The 19,272-nt window shown below is 62.1% G+C and carries 17 protein-coding genes; 10 read left to right on the top strand and 7 right to left on the bottom strand.

Annotation, left to right across the window (positions count from 1 at the left end; all coding sequences use genetic code 11):
* Positions 1–120: 120 nt before the first annotated feature.
* Complete coding sequence (locus tag CRO48_RS02450; RefSeq protein ID WP_097136119.1) at positions 121–1,161, bottom strand: GlxA family transcriptional regulator; 1,041 nt, start codon at positions 1,159–1,161, stop codon at positions 121–123.
* 142 nt (positions 1,162–1,303) lie between these two features.
* On the opposite strand from CRO48_RS02450, the gene CRO48_RS02445 reads away from it, so the two are divergent.
* Genes CRO48_RS02445 through CRO48_RS02425 form a run of 5 tightly spaced genes read left to right on the top strand, consistent with a single transcriptional unit; the run spans position 1,304 to position 6,039 of the window.
* Complete coding sequence (locus tag CRO48_RS02445) at positions 1,304–2,344, top strand: ABC transporter substrate-binding protein (protein ID WP_097136117.1); 1,041 nt, start codon at positions 1,304–1,306, stop codon at positions 2,342–2,344.
* A 4-nt stretch (positions 2,345–2,348) separates the two neighbouring features.
* Positions 2,349–3,362, top strand: coding sequence for an ABC transporter ATP-binding protein (locus CRO48_RS02440; protein WP_097136115.1), 1,014 nt, complete (start codon positions 2,349–2,351; stop codon positions 3,360–3,362).
* A gap of 3 nt (positions 3,363–3,365) precedes the next feature.
* Positions 3,366–4,214, top strand: coding sequence for an ABC transporter permease (locus CRO48_RS02435; RefSeq protein WP_097136113.1), 849 nt, complete (start codon positions 3,366–3,368; stop codon positions 4,212–4,214).
* Position 4,215: 1 nt separating this feature from the next.
* Positions 4,216–4,989: an ABC transporter permease gene (locus CRO48_RS02430; protein WP_097136111.1), complete on the top strand. Its 774-nt coding sequence runs from the start codon at positions 4,216–4,218 to the stop codon at positions 4,987–4,989.
* Between the two features lie 36 nt (positions 4,990–5,025).
* Positions 5,026–6,039 (top strand): proline racemase family protein, encoded by a 1,014-nt coding sequence (locus CRO48_RS02425; RefSeq protein ID WP_097136109.1) that lies wholly within the window; start codon positions 5,026–5,028, stop codon positions 6,037–6,039.
* 131 nt (positions 6,040–6,170) lie between these two features.
* Here CRO48_RS02425 and hydA read toward each other — a convergent pair whose 3' ends face one another.
* From hydA to CRO48_RS02395, 6 genes are all read right to left on the bottom strand, one after another.
* Entirely contained in the window at positions 6,171–7,625 is a 1,455-nt protein-coding gene (gene hydA / locus CRO48_RS02420) for a dihydropyrimidinase (RefSeq protein ID WP_176526629.1), read from the bottom strand.
* Between the two features lie 13 nt (positions 7,626–7,638).
* A complete protein-coding gene (locus CRO48_RS02415) occupies positions 7,639–8,307 on the bottom strand; it encodes an aspartate/glutamate racemase family protein (RefSeq protein WP_097136107.1) in 669 nt (222 codons plus the stop codon).
* 17 nt (positions 8,308–8,324) lie between these two features.
* Positions 8,325–9,116, bottom strand: coding sequence for an aspartate/glutamate racemase family protein (locus tag CRO48_RS02410; protein WP_097136105.1), 792 nt, complete (start codon positions 9,114–9,116; stop codon positions 8,325–8,327).
* A gap of 515 nt (positions 9,117–9,631) precedes the next feature.
* The gene (locus CRO48_RS02405; RefSeq protein ID WP_097136103.1) at positions 9,632–12,817 is read right to left on the bottom strand and encodes an efflux RND transporter permease subunit; all 3,186 of its coding nucleotides are present in this window, start codon (positions 12,815–12,817) and stop codon (positions 9,632–9,634) included.
* Positions 12,818–12,941: 124 nt separating this feature from the next.
* On the bottom strand, positions 12,942–14,135 hold the full coding sequence (locus CRO48_RS02400) for an efflux RND transporter periplasmic adaptor subunit (RefSeq protein ID WP_097136101.1): 1,194 nt from the start codon (positions 14,133–14,135) through the stop codon (positions 12,942–12,944).
* Positions 14,136–14,169: 34 nt separating this feature from the next.
* Positions 14,170–14,988 (bottom strand): alpha/beta hydrolase fold domain-containing protein, encoded by an 819-nt coding sequence (locus CRO48_RS02395; protein WP_097136099.1) that lies wholly within the window; start codon positions 14,986–14,988, stop codon positions 14,170–14,172.
* 162 nt (positions 14,989–15,150) lie between these two features.
* On the opposite strand from CRO48_RS02395, the gene CRO48_RS02390 reads away from it, so the two are divergent.
* The 5 genes from CRO48_RS02390 to CRO48_RS02370 form a co-directional block, all read left to right on the top strand.
* Positions 15,151–16,056 carry a LysR family transcriptional regulator gene (locus CRO48_RS02390; protein ID WP_097136097.1) on the top strand — a complete coding sequence of 302 codons (906 nt, stop codon included), beginning with the start codon at positions 15,151–15,153 and terminating at the stop codon, positions 16,054–16,056.
* 296 nt (positions 16,057–16,352) lie between these two features.
* Entirely contained in the window at positions 16,353–16,559 is a 207-nt protein-coding gene (locus CRO48_RS02385) for a helix-turn-helix domain-containing protein (RefSeq protein WP_097136095.1), read from the top strand.
* A gap of 115 nt (positions 16,560–16,674) precedes the next feature.
* Positions 16,675–17,319, top strand: a complete 645-nt coding sequence (locus CRO48_RS02380) for a DUF47 domain-containing protein (protein ID WP_097136093.1) — start codon at positions 16,675–16,677, stop codon at positions 17,317–17,319.
* A complete protein-coding gene (locus CRO48_RS02375) occupies positions 17,319–18,329 on the top strand; it encodes an inorganic phosphate transporter (RefSeq protein WP_097136091.1) in 1,011 nt (336 codons plus the stop codon). Before CRO48_RS02380 ends, CRO48_RS02375 begins: the two co-directional genes overlap by 1 nt.
* 110 nt (positions 18,330–18,439) lie before the next feature.
* Positions 18,440–19,272, top strand: an 833-nt coding sequence (locus CRO48_RS02370) for a hypothetical protein (RefSeq protein WP_245423397.1), incomplete at its 3' end; no start/stop codon positions are given.

The raw sequence follows: 19,272 nt of genomic DNA, 5'->3' as shown, positions 1-19,272 counted from the left end.
GTCCGTCATCACTACCCATGGCGCTGATCGGGTGTGTCTTGTCCGAAAGCGTAATTGCGCCGAGATCCGAGAGAGGGACGGCAGTGTCGGGCGCCGGCCCTCGGCTGCCTGTCGCGTTGATCATATGGCGGCCTCGCGGACTGCGCCGCGCTCTTCACTGCCGATCTCGGCGCTGGGTCGACGGGAGAGGGCGCGAAAGGCACTTGGCGTTTCTCCGAATGCCTTCCGAAACTCCCGCGAGAAATGCGCTGTATCGGCAAAACCGGTGATGTGAGCAATCTCCATCACCGAGAGCGACCCGCCTAAAAGCAGATAGCGCCCGTAGTTCAGCCGCATGCTGCGAAAGGCCTGTCCAAGTGTCTGGTTCAGGTTGGCCCGGAACAGCCGCTCCAATTGGCGGAGCGAAATGGAGCAATAGCGGGCTATAGCAAGGTTATTGGGCGGCTGGTCGAGTTGTTGCTCCATGAAATGCAGTGCCTTGCGCACGCGCGTATCGGTGCCGTCGGGGGGCAATTGGAAAAAATGCGCTTGGGGTACGCTGGCAGGACGCATCGACGTCATCATCATGTGTCGCATCACCTGCCTTGCCCGTTCGGAGCCGCAGTGGCGCACGATGATGTACAGGGCAAGATCGATCGCCGCTGTCGATCCAGCGCAGGTGATGACATCGCCCTCGTCGATGAAGATCCGGTCCAGCGAAATCTGCGCACGTGGGAACCGGCTCTTGAATGCCTCCATGACGTTCCAGTGGATGCAGTATCTCCGCTCGTCCACCAGCCCGGCCCGCGCCAGCGCGAAGCTGCCGGTGCAGATGCCGAGTAACCCGACCCCTTGCGTATGCGCTAGTTTGATCAGTTGCATCAGAGCCGGAGCCGGCGTGTCGTCGGCATAGCTGTTGCCACCACAGATGGCGACATAGTCATAACCCTTTGGATCGGGCAGTCCCGGCATTGTGGCGACCGCGACGCCGCAACTGGCTGCCACCTGCCCTCCGGTGAGCGAATAGACATCCCAGCCGACGCGGATCTGTCGGCTCTTTGCGGCATCGTCGGCCGCAAGCCGGAGTGCGTCGATGAAACCCGAAAACGCGGCCAACGTGAACTTGTTCTGCAATATGAAGGCGATACGCAGCTCAAAGCTGCTTTCCGGCGCGGTCCCCATGGCGATCCTAAGGTGTTAACTTGTCGCCTATGTTCAATCATGTGTCAGAATTGTTCAATATGGAAGTTGCGGTTGTTGCTATGGTGGTGTCCGGAAAAAGTTCCCAATCGCACAAAGCGAACCCCAGAGACGGAGATATCACATGATGAAACGCTTATTGCTTGCCTCAGTTGCCGGCCTTATCGGCATGCCGCAGGCAGTGCTTGCCCAGTCCGCTTCGCAGTCGATCACCGTTGCCTATTACGGTGGAAACTGGGGTGAGGCGTTCGACGCATGTGTCGCTCAGCCGTTCTCGAAGGCCACCGGAATCAAAGTCGTCGCCGAAATCGGCAATTCAACCACCACCCTGTCCAAGCTGCAGCAGCAGACTGGAAATGCGGTCATCGACGTCGCCTACATGGATGGCGGCATTAGCGAGATCGCCGAGGCCGCCGGCGTGCTGGCACCGATCGATCTTGCCCAGCTTCCCCATGCAACTGCGCTTCAGCCGCAGGCGGCCTACAAGAACGGTGGCCACGTCTTCGCCGTCAGCGCCGGCTATTATTCGCTCGGCCTCATCTACAACACCAATGAAGTCTCTGAGGCGCCGTCCAGCTGGGAAGAGTTGTGGAACGACGCCTATGCCGGCGCCGTGGCGGTCCCGTCGCCCAACAACTCCGCCGGCGTGCCTTTCGTGATCTTCCTCGCCGGTGCCTTCGGCGACGCCTCGGAAAGCATGGATGCGACGTTCGCCAAACTGAAGTCCCTGGATTCGGGGCTGCTCTATGACACCTCGGGTGCCGCTTCGAACGCGTTCCAGAGCAACGAAGTCATCATCGGCGCGCATTTCAACGTCGGCGCCTGGGACCTGATCGACGCCGGTCTGCCGATCGGCTTTACCGTGCCCAAGGAAGGCGTGTGGGCAACCGATGCGCGGATGCATATTGTGAAGGGCACCAAGAATGCCGAGGCTGCGGCCAAGTTCATCGACACAGCGTTGACGCCTGAGGCGGCCACCTGTCTGGCTGAAAAGCTCTATCTCGGGCCGGCCATCACCGGCGTGGCGCTCTCTGCCGATATCGAGCGGAAGCTGCCTTGGGGCAGCGGCGGTTCGATCGAGGACCTGCGTCTCTTTGACTGGTCCGAAGTCAACGCCAAGCGCCCGGCCATAACCGACCGCTGGAACCGCGAAATCGCGAACTGAGCCAATGACCCTGCTTGCCATCACTGACGTTACCAAGTCCTTCGCCAACCACCGCGCGCTCGATCGTGTGTCATTGGATGTCAGGCAGGGCGAACTCATCTCGCTGCTCGGACCCTCCGGCTGCGGCAAGACCACGCTTCTGCGCATCATCGGCGGCTTCATGTCCGCCAACAGCGGCCGCATCACAATCGAGGGCGAGGACGTTTCGGCCCTGCCGCCCAACAAGCGGCCGCTGAACACCGTGTTCCAGAACTATGCGCTGTTTCCGCACATGACCGTGTTGCAGAACGTCGCCTATGGGCCACTGCGAGCCGGCGCTTCACGAAAGGAGTCCGAAACCCGCGCTCATGAGGCGCTGGAAATGGTGGGCCTTGCGGCAATGGCGCCTCGCAGCCCCCGTGCAATGTCGGGGGGGCAGCAACAGCGCGTGGCGCTGGCCCGCGCTATCGTCAACCGGCCCAAGCTTCTGCTTCTGGATGAGCCGTTGTCAGCACTCGATTTGCAATTGCGCAAGCGCATGCAGATCGAACTGAAGCAATTGCAGGTCCAACTGGGCATCACGTTCATTTTCGTCACCCACGACCAGGACGAGGCAATGGCCATGTCCGATCGCATCGCGGTCATGTCGGCAGGCCATATCGAGCAGATCGACGCACCCGAGAACATCTACCGCCGCCCGCGGACCCGCTTCGTCGCCGATTTCATCGGAGAGGCTAACATCCTGCCGATGCAGGCCGATGGTCGCGCGCTCGGCGCCGAAGGTGCATCCGAGGGCGTTTTACGTCCAGAGAACCTGCGTGTCTTCACCCGTGCGGACGATGTGCCGGCCGGATGGTTGTCGCTGCCCGGCCGCGTCACTGCCATCACCTACGTTGGCGGCACTTCGAACATCTACCTGGCTTCCGGAGCGCGGGAGCTGCATGCGCGGCGCTACAGTGCCCTGCCGGAGGGGGTGCGCGAGGGTCTCGACGTCATCGCCGGTTTCGATCCGGCCGATGTGCACGTTCTGAAAGGATAGGCGATGTTCACGTCTCGCCTGACCCTCCTCTGGCTGCTGGCTCTGCCGGTCTGCGTGTTCACGGCCTTCTTCCTGATGCCCCTGGGCGTAGTGCTAATCTCGTCGCTGAGCACGCAGGACGGCCAGTTCACCTTCGCCCAATACGGCCGGATCCTGATGGACGGCTATCACTGGCAGGTCATCGGCGTCACCTTCCGGCTGGCGATACTGTCCACGTTGATCTGCGTGGTCCTCGGCTATCCGCTTGCCTGGTATCTCGTTCGCATCGTCAAATGGCGCAACTGGCGCCGGACCTGCGTCATCCTGCTGATCCTGCCGCTCTTTACATCCAACATCGTCCGCTCTTTCGGCTGGATGGTTCTTCTGGGGCGTACCGGCCTTGTCAACGACGCCCTTCTGGGGGCCGGACTGATCGATCGCCCGGTCCGCTTCCTGGGCACGGAAACCGGTATCCTGATCGGCCTGGTCTATATCCTGCTCCCGTTCACAGTTCTGACGATCGGCAATGCGCTCGCAAGGGTCGAGCCCGCACTGGAGGAGGCATCGCGCGATCTGGGCGCAGGGGCAGCCCGCACCTTCTTCAGCGTCACGTTCCCGCTGACGATGCATGGTGTGATGGCGGGTGGTATCATCGTCTTCTCGATGGCGATCAGCGCCTACGTGACGCCTGCGCTTTTGTCTGGCGGCAAGGTCACGGTCCTCGCGATGCTGGCGTTCCAGCAATATTCGACGGTCTTCGACTTCAACTATGGCGGGGCGCTGTCGATCACGCTCCTGGTCTTCACCATGGCCCTCATCGGCTTCTCGTCCTGGCTGGCGCGGCTCGGCGCCCAGGACATGAAGGGAAACTGACATGATCATCCGCATGATCGCGCTTACGACGCTGGCCTATCTCGTACTGCCGCTTGTGGTGGTGATCGGCGTGTCGCTGACCGAGACGAAGTTTCTTGTCTTTCCGCCACAGGGTCTGACGCTTTCCTGGTACAGGGTGATCCTCGAGGATCCGACCTATGTGCGCTCGTTCCTCGTCAGCGCCGTTCTTGCCGCCCTGGCGACGCTCGCCGCGATCGTCGTCGCGCTGCCGGCCGCGATTGCGATGGCGCGCTATTCGTTTCGCGGAAAGGCTGCGCTTTCTGCCCTGCTGCTGTCGCCACTTGTCCTGCCGCATATCGTCATCGGTGCAGCGCTGCTTCAGTACGGCGCATCGATCGGCCTGGTGCGCAATTTCCCGGCGCTTCTGGTGGGCCACCTGGTAATCGTGACGCCCTTCGTGCTGCGAACGCTCATGCCGCTATTCTCGCCGGAGCAGTTGTCTCTGGAGGAGGCGTCGCGCGATCTAGGCGCCTCCGCGTGGGCGACGTTCTTTCTCGTCACCTTGCCGCAGATCCGGGCTGGGCTTGTATCGGGCGCCATCTTCGCCTTCATCACCTCGTTCATCAATGTCGAGCTGTCGATCTTCAATACCACATCGACGCTGAACACCATTCCGGTGCAGTTGTTCAACTATGTGCAGTATTCGGTCGATCCATCGATTGCGGCGGTCTCGTCGCTCACCATCTTGGCCGCGGCCATAGCGATCATACTGATCGATTGGCTGATCGGTCTGGACTTCCTGTCCGGAAGATAGACCCCAACATCCCATACCATCCTCAGGAGGCATGCAATGCGCGTTCAGGACGTGTATAACGTAATCTATACCCATACCGAAGGTGAGCCGCTGTGCATCATCTATAGCGGCATCCCCTATCCGGCGAACTCGAGTATCCTCGACAAGCGCGCCTTTCTCGAAGAAAACTACGACTGGCTGCGCAAGGCGCTGATGCGCGAGCCCCGCGGCCATGCCGATATGTTCGGCGTATTCCTGACGCCGCCGTCCTCGCCCGACTACGATGCCGGCCTCATCTACATCGACGGCAAGGAATACTCGCACATGTGCGGCCACGGCACGATCGCCGTTGCCATGGCGATGGTGGCAAACGGGCTGGTGCGCCGCTCGCCGGGCGGGTTGACGAAAATCCGCTTCGAGACGACCGCCGGCCTTGTTGTCGCCGAAGTCGCCCATGAGGGCGACCGCGTGTTGTGGACCCGCTTCGAGAACGTCCCCGCCTACGTAGCCGAGCAGAACATCGAGTTCGAGCTGCCAGGCTACGGCCCGCTTAAGGCGGACCTCGTCTGGGGCGGCAACTATTTCGGCATCATCGACCTGCGCGGCACCAAGCTGCGCATCGGACCGGAGAACGGTTCGGAACTGTCGCGCATGGGCCTGATCGCCCGCGAGGCCATCCGCGCGAAGGTAAAGGTCCAGCACCCGACCGAAGCGCACATCAACAACCTGAACTTCATCACCTTCTGGCACGAGCCGACGATCGAGGGCTGCCTCTACAAGAACGTACACGTGTTCTCCGCCGGCCAGCTCGACCGTTCGCCGGGTGGAACGGGCACCTCGGCGATGATGGCCTATTTCGAAAAGCGCGACGTGATCAAGCTGAACCAGACGATCACATCCGAAGGTCTTCTAGGCTCGGGCGTGTTCGAAGGCTGCCTGATCGGCGAAACGAAACTCGGCTCGGTCCGCGCCGTGCGCCCGACGGTGAAGGGCACCGCCGGCATGCTCGGCACCGCGGCCTGGACGATCAATCGCGACGACCCGGTGGATGCCGGCTTCCTCGTTCTCTGATCACCAAACGGTGCGGCAGCGGAGAACCTGTCGCCGCACCAATCTGGCGGTACGCTTGTGGCGCACTTCATCGGGGGCACTTCACAAAACCGCTGGAGCGAACTCGCAATTGGCTAAGACTTGGGGCAAGGTCAGTTTGGGTCCTTTCGCGACTGTTGAATTGCTTGCCGGGCAATGGGCCGTAGGGGGGGCCTCATCAAGTAGCGTCCGCTACCCGGGCGATTCAGTACTTGACCATTTTCCATGACCATCAAACCCCGCAGCATGGTGGCGATCGGCCAGCCGGTGACCTCGAAGCCTTCCCAGGGCGTGTAGTCGCTGCCGTGGTGCAGGTTCTCCTGACGGATGGTTTCCTTTCGATGTGGATCCCACAGGACGAGATCGGCGTCGCTGCCTACCGCGATCGTGCCCTTGCGGGGATAGAGGCCGTAGGTTCGCGCATGATTGGTCGCCGTCAGGGCCACAAATTTCTCAGGAGAGATGCGGCCCTTGCTCACTCCTTCGGAGAACAGGATGGGAAGCCGTGTCTCGACGCCCGGAATTCCGTTGGGCACCCAGCGGAACGACGTTCTGGCCTTCGGCGTATCCTTCCCACGGCCGTCTTCGTCCTGGAAGAAGAAGGGGCAATGATCCGAGGAAAAGAGTTCCAGCGTGCCGTCCACGAGACCCTGCCAGATGGCCGCCTGGCTTTCGGCGTCCCTCGGCGGTGGCGAGCAGACATATTTGGCGCCTTCGAAGTCCATGTTGAGGTCGCGCAGGTCGTCTGCCGTCAGGGTGATGTATTGCGGGCACGTCTCTGCCGTCACCTTGAGGCCGCGCGCCCGTGCCCAGCGGATCTGCTCCAGCGCTTCACGGCCCGAAACATGGACGATAACGATCGGGATGCCGGTGATCTCGGCATGGCTGATCGCCCGATGCGTGGCTTCCCGCTCCACGATCTCAGGCCGCGAGAGCGCGTGATAATAAGGCGCGACATGGCCCTCGCGTTCCAGCTTTTCGGAGAGGAAGCGGATGGCGTCGTAGCCTTCGGCGTGTACCATGACGGTCGCGCCATGCGTGCCGGCGACCGCGAAGACCTCGAGCAATTGCCGGTCGTTCAACACAAGGTCCTCATAGGTCATGAACACCTTGAAGGAACTGTATCCGGCCTCGATCAGCGCGGGCAGTTCCTGCCCGAGAACCTGCGGTGTCGGGTCCGAGATGATCAGGTGGAAACTCACGTCGACATGGCACTTTCCGTCGGCCTGCGCGTGATATTCGGCGACGGCCTCGCGCAGCGACTGGCCCTTCTTCTGGAGCGCGAAGGCAAGCACGGTCGTCGTTCCGCCGGCCGCCGCCGACCGCGTGCCGCTCTCGAAATCGTCCGCCATCACCGAGGCGTCGGAAGACGGCTGCGACAGATGCACGTGGCTGTCGATGCCGCCTGGCAGGACCAGCAGTCCGGATGCATCTATCAGTTCCCCGGCGCCGGAAAGCTCGGCGGCGAGCGCGGTGATGCGTCCGTCCTTGATGCCGATATCGGCAGCGTACCGATCCGCCGCGGTCACGATGATCCCGCCCTTGACGATTGTATCGAATGCCATCATTGCGAAACTCCTCTCAGTGCGCAGTACGCAGCAACAATCCTAGACGCTTCAGCGCCGTCGTCACCGGGTCGATGATCGGCAGGGCGAAACGATGGTCGAGGCGGCGCGCGGCCGCCGAAAGCGGGCCGCCGGCAACCAAAACGGCGTTTGCGCCGTCCTCGGCCATCACCCGGCTGATCAGCCGGCCGAGTTCCCGGTCGAGCCTGCAGGCATCCGCCATGACTTCGGCGGGCACGCCGGGCGTCAATCGGATCGACCGCAACTGACCGCGGACACCGAGCCCTTCGACCTGCCGCCTGATCGAGGTTTCAAGCTCCGGCGTCGTGGTGACGATAGAGAAGGGGCGACCGCCGGCGGAGGCTTCTGCGATCGCGGATTCGCCGATTCCGACCACGGGGACGGGAGCGCGCAGCCTGAGGGCGGCGAGACCAGGATCCCCGAAAGCACCAATCACGATGGCGTCGGCCGGCCAGCCCGTCTCCGCCATCGTGTCAGCGAAGGCATTGACAGCGAGGCTGGCCTTATCGAGGTCCGGCGGATTGACAATGATCGGCGCGCCGAAGTCGGCTGTGCGGCCTTCGACGTCCGCCCAGTTCCTGGCGGTTTCGTGCGCGACGGCGACCATTTCGGCAGTCGTGGCGGAACTCGTATTCGGGTTGAACAGAACAACAAGGCTTTTCATAGGGTATGGCGCATGGTTCAGGAAGTCAGTCCCGCAGGCACCGCGGTCAGGCTGCCGCCGATGGCCGGCCTGTGTTCGATCCAGGCGGCCAGCGGCGGAAAGAGCCCCTCGGCGGGTTTTGGACCTGGCCGGGCGAAACGTCCGGCACTTGCGGCACGGGGTTTCAGCCGGGCGAGGGTCTGGGCCTGGCTCACGGCTGCGGCGAGCGGATCGACGAGAGGCACGGAGACGCGGTGCGCGATACGCTGCGCGAGGCCGGTCAGCGGCGCGCCCGCGAGGATCAGCACGTCTGCGCCGTGTTCCCTGACCGTATTTTCGGCAAGCGCGACGATCTCGTTCTCAAGTTCGTACTGCACTGTAGAGACGGACTGGAAGCTGACATCCGGCACGCGAATGGCGGCGCAGCGATGGTTCAGCCCGGTCACGGCGACTGCGTCCTCATACCAGGCGACAAGCGTTCGGGAGAAGGTGAGCATGGCGAAGCGCTCACCCAGCATGCAGGAGGTCAACATGGCAGATTCTGCCATGGCAGTGATCGGCAGTTCGAAGAGTTCGCGCGCTGCGATCAGGCTCGGATCGCCGAATGCTGCAATAACGGCCGCGTCGCAGCCGTGATGATGCTCGGCCAGCATCTCAAGCGTAATGCCGCCGGCGATCATGGCTTCGGCCCGGCTGGCGATATAGGGAAAGCCGCGCGTCGCGGTGAACGCGACGAGCTCGGTATCGGGTGCCAAAACCGACTGGGCGGTGGCAACCATGCGTTCGGTCATTTCCACCGAGGTGTTCGGATTGATCAGCAATATCTTCAAGGTCGTCTCCTCCCGGTCAGGCTGCCGGTTCTGAAAGAATTCTCTCGACGCGCAGGGCCGCCGCCAGCACGGCCGTATCCGCCCCGCGTGGACCGACGATCTGCATGCCGACAGGAAGGCCGTTCTGCCTACCTACATCGGAAGGCGGTCGTTGACCATCCGTCATTGTCGCCGCAGTTTTGGTCGGGAGGGACGAGACGCCGTTCAGGGCGCGTGCGAGGATCGCTGATCCGCGACGGCATTGGGCCAGTGCCAGATGCGCCGGCTCCGCCCGGAAATCGAGCGGACAATTTCTCGTCTGCCGCTATGGTGGGGCGGCTCCAGTACGGTCAAGGCGTCATGATCGCGGTGCGCGAGAGCAGCGTGATGGCCTCTATGATGTTTCCGCCGCTTTCGTGTCGGTCGATGGCGATGGGCACGCCATCCGGCGTTGGTCAAATAGGCGAGCGAGTATGCGAAGTGAGTCCCGACAGCCCCGGCGCATGCCGGGGCTGTTTGTCGATAGGGCGGACGACCTATTCCGCCGGTGCAGGATGCGCCGTGACCGTCGCCTCTCCATGCTGGATCAGCGGACGATTGCCCGTCAGCTTGCGCACCAGCACATAGAACACCGGCGTCATGAAGATGCCGAAGAAGGTGACGCCGATCATGCCGGAGAACACCGCGACACCCATGGCAGCGCGCATCTCGGCACCGGCGCCGGTCGAGGTGACCAGCGGCACGACGCCCATGATGAAGGCGGCCGATGTCATCAGGATCGGGCGCAGGCGCAGGCGGCTTGCCTCGATCGCGGCCTGGACCGGCGAGCGCCCGGCAAATTCCAGCTCGCGGGCGAATTCGACGATCAGGATCGCGTTCTTCGCCGAAAGACCCACAAGGACGATGAGGCCGATCTGGGTGAAGATGTTGTTGTCTCCCCCGGTAAGCCACACGCCCGTCAGCGCCGCAAAGACACCCATCGGCACGATCATGATGATCGCAAGCGGCAGGGTCAGGCTCTCATACTGGGCAGCCAGCACGAGATAGACCAAGAGCAGCGCCAGCGGGAAGACCAGGAAGCCGGACGAACCCGCAAGGATCTGCTGGTAGGTCAGGTCCGTCCACTCGAAGCTGATGCCCTTGGGCAGGGTTTCAGCCGCGATGCGCTCGACCGCCGCCTGCGCCTGGCCCGACGAGAAGCCCGGCGCCGGGCCGCCGTTGATGTCGGCGGCAAGGAAGCCGTTGTAGCGCGTGGTGCGTTCCGGACCCGTCGTTGCCTCGACCTTCAGAAGCGTCGAAAGAGGAATCATCTCGCCCGTCTGCGAGCGAACCTTCAACGTGCCGATATCCTCCGCCCTTGCCCGGAACTTCGCATCCGCCTGGACGCGCACGCTGTATGTACGACCGAAGGCATTGAAGTCGTTGACATAGAGCGAACCCAGATAGATCTGCAGCGTGTCGAAGACATCGGTCACCGAGACACCCAGCTGTTCAGCCTTCTCGCGGTCGAGGTCGGCGTAGAGTTGGGGCACGTTGATCTGGAAGCTCGAGAACAGGCCCGCCAGCTCCGGCGCCTGATACGCCTGCGCCAGGAAGCCCTTGGTCGCTTCGTCCAGCGCCTGATAGCCAAGACCCGCCCTGTCCTCGATCTGCAGCTTGAACCCGCCGGTCGTGCCGAGGCCCTGGACGGGCGGCGGCGGGAACATGGCGATGAAGGCATCCTGGATGGCACCGAACTTCTGGTTCAGCTGCATGGCGATGGCGCCTGCCGAAAGCTCCGGCGTCGTACGCTCCTCGAACGGCGCAAGACCGACGAAGACGATGCCGGCGTTCGAGCCGTTGGTGAAGCCGTTGATCGACAGGCCGGGGAAGGCGATGGCGTGTTCGACGCCGGGCTGCGCCAGCGTGATCTCGCTCATGCGCTGGATGACATCCTCGGTGCGGTCGAGGGTTGCGGCATCCGGAAGCTGGGCGAAACCGATCAGATACTGCTTGTCCTGCGCCGGCACGAAGCCGCCGGGAACCGCCTGGAACAGCTGATAGGTGCCGCCGGCCAGAACCAGATAGACCAGCATGACAAGGCTCTTGCGCGACAGGATCCTGCCGACGCCGCGGCCGTAGGCGTTGGAACTTGCACCGAAGAACCGGTTGAAGCCGCGGAAGAACCAGCCGAAGGCGCGATCCATGAAGCGCGTCAGCCAGTCCTTCGGCGCATTGTGATCCTTCAGCAGAAGGGCCGAAAGAGCCGGAGACAGGGTGAGCGAGTTGATCGCCGAGATCACCGTCGAGATGGCGATGGTGAGTGCGAACTGGCGGTAGAACTGGCCGGAAAGACCGCTGATGAAGGCGAGCGGCACGAAGACCGCCACCAGCACCAGCGCGATCGCGATGATCGGGCCTGACACTTCCCGCATCGCCTGATAGGTCGCCTCGCGCGGAGACAGCCCGTTTTCGATGTTGCGTTCGACGTTTTCCACCACGACGATCGCGTCGTCGACGACGATACCGATCGCTAGCACCAGTCCGAAGAGACTGAGCGCGTTGATCGAGAAGCCGAACACATACATGACCGCAAAGGTACCGATGATCGAGACCGGGACGGCAAGCAGCGGAATGATCGAGGCGCGCCATGTCTGCAGGAACAGGATGACGACGAGAACGACGAGCGCAACGGCTTCCAGCAGCGTGTCTACGACCTTTTCGATCGAGGCACGCACGAACTGGGTGGTGTCATAGACGATGTCGTAGCGAACGCCTTCCGGCATGGCGAGCTGCAGCTCATCCATGGTCGCCTGCACCTGATCGGAAATCTCGATGGCGTTGGAGCCCGGCGCCTGGAAGACCGGGATGGCGACCGCCGCCTTGTTGTCGAGCAGCGAGCGCAGCGAGTAATCGGCAGCGCCCAGCTCGATGCGGGCGACGTCGTGCAGCCGGGTGATCGCGCCGTTCTCACCGCTCTTCACGATGATGCGGCCAAACTCTTCCGGCGATTGAAGCCGGCCCTGCGCGTTGACGGAGAGCTGCAGGTCGATGCCGGAGACGCTCGGCGAAGCACCGATCACGCCGGCGGCGGCCTGAACGTTCTGCTGGCGTATGGCGGCGACGACGTCGCTGGCGGCAAGCCCCCGCTCGGCAGCCTTCTGCGGATCGATCCAGATGCGCATCGAATAATCGCCGGAGCCGAAGATCTGTACTTGGCCGACACCATCGATACGCGCCAGCCGGTCCTTGATGTTGAGAACGGCATAGTTGCGCAGATAGGTGATGTCGTAGCGGTCGTCCGGCGAACTCAGATGGATCACCATCATCAGGTCCGGAGAGCTCTTGACGGTGGTCACGCCCAGCGTGCGCACCTCCGTCGGCAGGCGCGGCTCGGCCTGGCTGACGCGGTTCTGCACCAGCTGCTGCGCCTTGTCCGGGTCAGTGCCCAAAGCGAAGGTGACGGTCAGCGTCATCACGCCGTCCGCCGTCGCCTGGCTGGACATATAGAGCATGTCCTCGACGCCGTTGATCGACTCTTCGAGCGGCGTTGCCACCGTCTCGGCGATGACCTTCGGGTTTGCGCCCGGATACTGGGCCCGCACCACGACGGAGGGCGGAACGACTTCGGGATATTCCGAAATCGGAAGCGACCGCATGCCGATCAGGCCGGCGATGACGATCAGCAGCGACAGGACACCGGCAAAGACCGGCCGGTCGACAAAGAATCGTGAAATATTCATGGCGGCACCCTCTCCAAAGGGCTGACGTGGGGACGAACTGTCCCTGGCCTGCGGCCTAAGGCCGAAAGCGCGGGTTCATGGACAGGAAAAAGAGGCCGGCGGAAAAGCCCGCCGGCGATATCGATTACTGGGCGGCAGCGACTTCCGTCTGCGGATCGACCACGACACCGGGGCGAACGCGCTGCAGGCCGTTGACGACGATGCGGTCGCCGGCCGTCAGGCCTTTTTCGACGATACGCTGACCGTCGACCGAGGCCCCGAGCTCAACCTGGCGATAATTCACCGTGTTCTTGTCATCGACGACAAAGACGAACTTCTTGTCCTGGTCCGTACCGAGGGCGCGTTCGCTGATCATCAGGCGCTTTTCCGCCTTCGGCTCACCCATGCGGATACGCACGAACTGGCCGGGGATGAGGCGGTTACCTGGATTATCGAAGACGGCGCGCACGCGAATGGTGCCGCTTGCGGTATCGACCTCGTTGTCGATCAGCTGCAGCTTGCCCTTCAGCGGCGTCCCCTCATCGCTCAGCGTCCCGATCTGCACCGGCACCTGCTCGATAGCCGGCAGCGCGCCGGAGACCTGGGGAAGCTGCGCCAGCGTGCGGGCGATCAGTTCCTCGTTGGCGTTGAAGCTCGCATAGATTTCACCGGAGGAAACCAGCGTGGTCAGCGGGGTCGTCCCGGAGCCGGCAGCGACGAGATTGCCCTCGGTGATCTCCAGCCTGCCGACGCGGCCATCGATCGGCGCGCGGATTTCGGTATAACCGAGATTGAGCTTCGCCGTGGTCAGCGCCGCTTCGGCGGCCCTCACATTGGCGACGGCCTCGTTGCGGGTGCTCTGGCGCTGGCTGAAATCGCTGTCGGAGATGATGTTCTTGGCGATCAGCTTTTCCCCGCGGGCAAGCTCGGTATCGGCGAGTTCCAGCCGCGAGCGGGCCGACGCAAGCAGGCCCTCGGCCTGCGCGACGGCGGCTTCATATGGCGCTGGATCGATCTTCACCAGAAGGTCGTTGGCCTTGACCAGTGCGCCTTCGCGGAAGTGAACCGACTGGATTTCACCGGCGACGCGCGAACGGATTTCAACGCGGTCGATGGCTTCGAGCCGGCCGGAAAAATCCTGCCAGGTGGAAACATCGCGCGGCTCGACAGCCGCCACCGTGACCGGCACGGCGGGAACCTCTGCAGCCGGCGTTGCGGCGGAAGCGGGCGTCACATTGACCCCCGAGATATAATCGAAATGGAATGCTACGGCTGAAATGGACGCAGCAACGCCCAGGCCGGCGCCCCACAGGGCCCAGCGTCTCTTGCTCGACGACATCGGTATCTCCTTCGGTCCTAAGCCGGACCCTTTCTCAAAAACAGAAAGTCCTGTTTTCCAGTCCCTCTACAAAATTCTCAAATTCGGTGCGCAGTTCGGCCGGTGGAACGCAGCCCGCCGTCGCCTCCGCATCGTATATCTGCGTCCAGCCCTGACAGGCCGGAAGCACGCGTTTTCGAACCTTCACCCCCGCCGCTGTCAGACGCGCCGCATAGTCGGCAGCCTCGTCGCGCAGCGGGTCGTCCTGCGATGTCAGGATCAGTGCGGGAGCCACACCTGACAGTCGCGAACAATGGCTGGGCGCGGCATAGGGATGGCAATATCCCCCGCCGGAGCCGAGATAATGGCTCCAGCCTTCCGTCCAGCGGTCACGCATGCCGGTCTCCTGCGCTTCGCGGAAGGAAACCGTCGCCATCAGCGGGTCGATGAGCGGCGAGAGCAGGATCTGCCCGTCGATCTCGTTCGGCATCTGATCGCGTGCCTTGAGGGCCACGCCCGCCGCCACATTGCCGCCGGCCTCTTCGCCGGCAACAAGCAGCAGCGACCGGCGGCCGCCATAGACCTTGCGTTTTGCGCTCAGGCAACGCAGTGCGGCAAAGGCGAATTCAAGAGCCTTCGGAAAGACATTTTCCGAAGGCCCGGCATAGTCCGCCTCGATGACGACAGCACCGGAGTTCGCAAAAGCCCTTGCGATCGGGCTTTCTTCGTCCCGGCCCTTGTCGAGAAAGGCGCCGCCGCCAAAATAAAGAACGACCGGCGCTTTCTTGCTCTCGTTCGAGCCATCATAGATCCGGAAGGGCATGGTGCGCCTGTTGGCGCCATCCACTTCCGTCTCTTTCCATTCGCTGCCCATTGCCTGGCCTTTCGCATGCAACACACTGTCCGAAATGGATGGGTGCACGCTTTCACTTGTTTTAGATATCATTATTCCAAGCCAATTGGATAAGTGCTGGAAATTGGGTATCACTATTCCAAATTCCGAATAATACTGCGTCGCAACACAAAAGGGGTGCTTATGGACCAGCTTTCAGCGATGCGGGTTTTCGTACGCGTGGTGGAAACCGGCAATTTTTCCCGTGCGGCGATCGCCCTGAATATGCCCAAGACTACCGTTACCAATCTTATCCAGGGATTGGAGGCGCACCTGCGCACGACACTCCTCAACCGGACGACCCGCCGTGTGATGGTGACGACCGATGGGGCACTCTACTATGAACGTGCCAGCCAGATCATCTCCGAAATTGACGAACTCGATGGTAGCCTCTCGAATTCTCAGGCTCAGCCCTCCGGGCGGCTGCGGGTCGAAATGGCTGGCGCCTTCGCCGACCTTGTCGTCATCCCCTCCCTCTGCGACTTCCATTCGCGGCACCCGCAGATCCAGATCGATCTCGGCGTCGGTGACCGTCTCGTGGACTACATGGCGGAGAACGTCGATTGCGCGCTGCGCGCAGGCACGCCGACCGACCAATCGTTGATCGCGCGCAAGATTTCTGAAATCGCCATGGTCACCTGTGCCTCCCCCGTCTACCTCGAGAAAATGGGCATGCCGACCATGCCGGAGGAGATGGCCGAAGGGCACCACTTTGCCGTCGGCTACCTGCAGGCGCAGGCGGGCCGCATCCTGCCCATGGAGTTTTCGCGAGACGGCGAGACCCGGGATATCGTTCCCAACTATGTGATTTCCGCCAACGATGCCCGCTCTTATCTCACAGCCGCTCTGACAGGGCTCGGCGTTGCGCAGTTGCCGTTATTCATGGCCCGTGAAGCCCTTGCCGACGGACGCCTGATCCGCGTTCTTCCCATGTGGCAGCACGAACCGTTACCGCTGTACGTGGTCTATCCCCAAACCCGGCATCTCAGCAACAAGGTGCGTGTGTTCGTGAACTGGCTCGTTGGTTTGATGCGCGATATCGACAAATGAGCAGCGTAAGAGTTTTGGGGACAATGAAAAAGGTGAAACGACCGGCGCTACGCTTGCGACTGACGCAAGCGCTGCCGGCCGGTGAAACTCGCCACCTACAAATGTCAATGGCATCAACGGCTGCCTCCACGTGCTGTCGCGCTGGCTCGCCGAGGCGATGCTCTTTTTTGCAGCAGCACGCGCCGAGTGACCTGCGGGTTCCATAATTTACCTTATGCAAGTTTACATGTAGCCAGGGCAGGTTCCATTTTCAAATGCAACGAGGACAATAATGGCCATGGTTTCAGGAGGATGGAATGGCCCGCTCCTTTGCGCAGTTGAGTTTTAACGAACGCCGCATCGTTGCGCGCATGCATGAGAAGAAGTTCAGCCAGGCCGAGATCGCGCGCGCTCTGCAGCGGGATCGCTCGACGATGCAGCCAGTGCGATCATGCATGAGAATGGTCTCGAACAGCGCACGCCCAAGACCGCAGGCAATGACCCGAAACGCAAAATGGCGGTGAATTGAGACGGTGGATGCCGCGGAGGAAGCCGATTTCCGGCATTTCGCGTCTTTTCATGGCGACCGCATTCCGTTAAGGCGCTGTCACAAAACTGTCATAGATGGGAAAATGCCACGTGCTGAGTTGGTTTCGCGCCTTGATGCCCCGGGAAGACCGGTTCTTCGATATGTTCGACGCGCATGCGAAAACGGTGGTCGGCGCGGCGGAGGCGCTGGAGAAGGTTCTCGCCGGAGGTCCTGACTTAGAGAAGCACTGCGACCGCATCGTCGAACTTGAGGACAAGGCCGACCACATCACCGCCGAAGTGCTGCTGGCCGTTCGCAAGAGCTTCATCACGCCCTTTGACCGCGGCGACATCAAGGACCTCATCCAGTCGCTCGACGATGCCATCGACATGATGCACAAGACCGTCAAGACCATCCGGCTGTTCGAGCAGAAGAGCTTCGATCCCGGCATGCAGGAGATGGGCGCGATCATCGTCAAGGCAGCCCACCTGGTCAGCGAAGCGATACCTCAGCTCAACAAGATAGGCACGAATGCGCCGCGCCTCAATGCGATTGCCGAAGAGGTGATGCGTATTGAGGGACGGGCCGACGAACTGCACGAAAAAGGTCTGAAGGGCCTGTTCCAGCGCCATGGCGCGTCCAGCCCGATGGCCTACATGATCGGCAGCGAGCTCTACGGCGAGCTGGAAAAAGTCGTGGACCGTTTCGAAGACGTGGCCAATGAAATCAGCGGCATAGTGATCGAGAACGTCTGATGGACGCCACCCTCGCCCTGCCTCTGCTGGTGGCGCTCATCGGCATCGCCCTGCTGTTTGACTTCCTGAACGGGTTGCATGACGCGGCGAACTCGATCGCCACGATCGTCTCCACCCGGGTACTGCGGCCGCAATATGCGGTGATGTGGGCCGCATTCTTCAATTTCATCGCCTTTCTGTTCTTCGGCCTGCATGTCGCAGAGACGATCGGCCGGGGGATCATCGATCCCGCGATCGTCTCCCCTGCCGTTATCTTCTCGGCCCTGATCGGCGCGATCATCTGGAACGTCGTCACCTGGCTGTTCGGGATTCCGTCCAGTTCCTCGCATGCGCTGATCGGCGGGCTCGTCGGCGCGGGACTTGCCAGAAGCGGCTTCGACGCCATCGTCCTGTCCGGTGTGCTGAAGACGGTCGGCGCGATCTTCATGTCGCCTGCCATCGGTTTCCTCCTGGCGCTGATGCTTGTGCTGCTCGTCTCCTGGGTCTGTGTGCGCCAGACGCCGTTTGCGGTCGACAATAGCTTCCGTGGGCTGCAGTTCATTTCCGCCTCGCTCTATTCGCTCGGGCACGGCGGCAACGACGCGCAGAAGACGATGGGGATCATTGCGGTCCTGCTATATTCGCAAGGCCATCTGGGATCGGAATTCTATGTCCCCTTCTGGGTCGTGATTACCTGCCAGGCCGCGATTGCGCTCGGCACGCTGTTCGGGGGCTGGCGCATCGTCCACACCATGGGGTCGAAGATCACCAAGCTCAACCCGATGCAGGGCTTCTGCGCCGAGACCGGCGGCGCCATCACTCTCTTCGCCGCCACCTGGCTCGGTATTCCCGTTTCGACGACGCACACGATCACCGGCGCGATCATCGGCGTCGGTGCTGCACGCCGGGTCTCCGCCGTGCGCTGGGGCCTTGCCGGAAACATCGTCGTCGCCTGGTTCGTCACCCTGCCGGCTGCAGCCGTCGTATCCGCCCTCACCTACTGGATGGTCGGCCTCTTCGGCGGTCACTGAACCACGCCGGCGTCCATCACCTCCGCTCTCACGATGCCCTTGCCAGTCTGCACAGTTGAAGGCACGCTCTACCTCGGCTGATTCGCACGTGTGCTTCGGGGGAGACCGGCATGGTAGTGAGAACAGATGTGGCGGGCGCGGCGTTGTTTGCATGGGCGATAGCCTGTGGCACGGCGGTGGCGCAGGAAAGCAGCGCGGATCTGGCAAAAAAGCTCGCCAATCCCATCGCATCGATGATCAGCGTGCCGTTCCAGTTCAATTACGATCGCGGTTTCGGCCCAGAGGACGGCCACCGCGAAACGCTTAACATCCAGCCCGTCGTGCCGATCTCTATCAACGAGGACTGGAATGTCATTTCGCGCACGATCATGCCGGTGATCTGGCAGGACGACATCGCTGGTCCGTCCGGTCATCAGTTCGGCCTTGGCGATATCACCCAGAGCCTTTTCTTTTCCCCCAAGCAACCTGGGCCAGGCGGTCTGATATGGGGCCTCGGGCCGGTATTCCTCATCCCCACCGCGACCGACGAGCTGACCGGCAGCGGCAAATGGGGTGCCGGCCCGACGGGAGTGGCGCTGAAGCAGCAAGGGCCATGGTCCTACGGGATGCTTGCAAACCACATCTGGTCGTTCGCCGGCGAGGACGATCGGGTCGACGTCAATTCGACCTTCCTTCAGCCGTTTCTCTCCTACACCACCCCAGATGCCTGGACCTTCACTCTGAACACCGAGTCGACCTATGACTGGGAGGGCGACCAATGGTCGGTTCCCGTTATGTGTGGACGGCCCGTGGAATGCAAGACTCTGTATCGATGGGATCGGTCAGGTTCAGTCATGTGTCCGGCCTTTTATCGTGGCATTGTAGCCACTGGCCCTGATGAAGTCCGCGGATGGAGAGCCAATCAATTTGTCGAGCTCAAGGCTCTGGGGGAACCTAGGCTTTG

It is taken from the genome of Rhizobium subbaraonis (assembly GCF_900220975.1).
GTDB classification, from domain to species: Bacteria; Pseudomonadota; Alphaproteobacteria; order Rhizobiales; family Rhizobiaceae; genus Mycoplana; species Mycoplana subbaraonis.
This window is presented reverse-complemented; position numbering and strand designations above follow the sequence as displayed.

Excerpts from the sequence above, each read along its gene's own strand:
- CRO48_RS02385 (WP_097136095.1), top strand. The coding sequence starts at position 16,353 with ATGGCCCGCTCCTTTGCGCAGTTGAGTTTTAACGAACGCCGCATCGTT.
- CRO48_RS02430 (WP_097136111.1), top strand. The coding sequence starts at position 4,216 with ATGATCATCCGCATGATCGCGCTTACGACGCTGGCCTATCTCGTACTG.
- CRO48_RS02415 (WP_097136107.1), bottom strand. The coding sequence starts at position 8,307 with ATGAAAAGCCTTGTTGTTCTGTTCAACCCGAATACGAGTTCCGCCACG.
- CRO48_RS02445 (WP_097136117.1), top strand. The coding sequence starts at position 1,304 with ATGATGAAACGCTTATTGCTTGCCTCAGTTGCCGGCCTTATCGGCATG.
- CRO48_RS02375 (WP_097136091.1), top strand. The coding sequence starts at position 17,319 with ATGGACGCCACCCTCGCCCTGCCTCTGCTGGTGGCGCTCATCGGCATC.
- CRO48_RS02400 (WP_097136101.1), bottom strand. The coding sequence starts at position 14,135 with ATGTCGTCGAGCAAGAGACGCTGGGCCCTGTGGGGCGCCGGCCTGGGC.
- CRO48_RS02395 (WP_097136099.1), bottom strand. The coding sequence starts at position 14,988 with ATGGGCAGCGAATGGAAAGAGACGGAAGTGGATGGCGCCAACAGGCGC.
- CRO48_RS02405 (WP_097136103.1), bottom strand. The coding sequence starts at position 12,817 with ATGAATATTTCACGATTCTTTGTCGACCGGCCGGTCTTTGCCGGTGTC.
- hydA (WP_176526629.1), bottom strand. The coding sequence starts at position 7,625 with ATGATGGCATTCGATACAATCGTCAAGGGCGGGATCATCGTGACCGCG.
- CRO48_RS02440 (WP_097136115.1), top strand. The coding sequence starts at position 2,349 with ATGACCCTGCTTGCCATCACTGACGTTACCAAGTCCTTCGCCAACCAC.
- CRO48_RS02390 (WP_097136097.1), top strand. The coding sequence starts at position 15,151 with ATGGACCAGCTTTCAGCGATGCGGGTTTTCGTACGCGTGGTGGAAACC.
- CRO48_RS02435 (WP_097136113.1), top strand. The coding sequence starts at position 3,366 with ATGTTCACGTCTCGCCTGACCCTCCTCTGGCTGCTGGCTCTGCCGGTC.
- CRO48_RS02425 (WP_097136109.1), top strand. The coding sequence starts at position 5,026 with ATGCGCGTTCAGGACGTGTATAACGTAATCTATACCCATACCGAAGGT.
- CRO48_RS02450 (WP_097136119.1), bottom strand. The coding sequence starts at position 1,161 with ATGGGGACCGCGCCGGAAAGCAGCTTTGAGCTGCGTATCGCCTTCATA.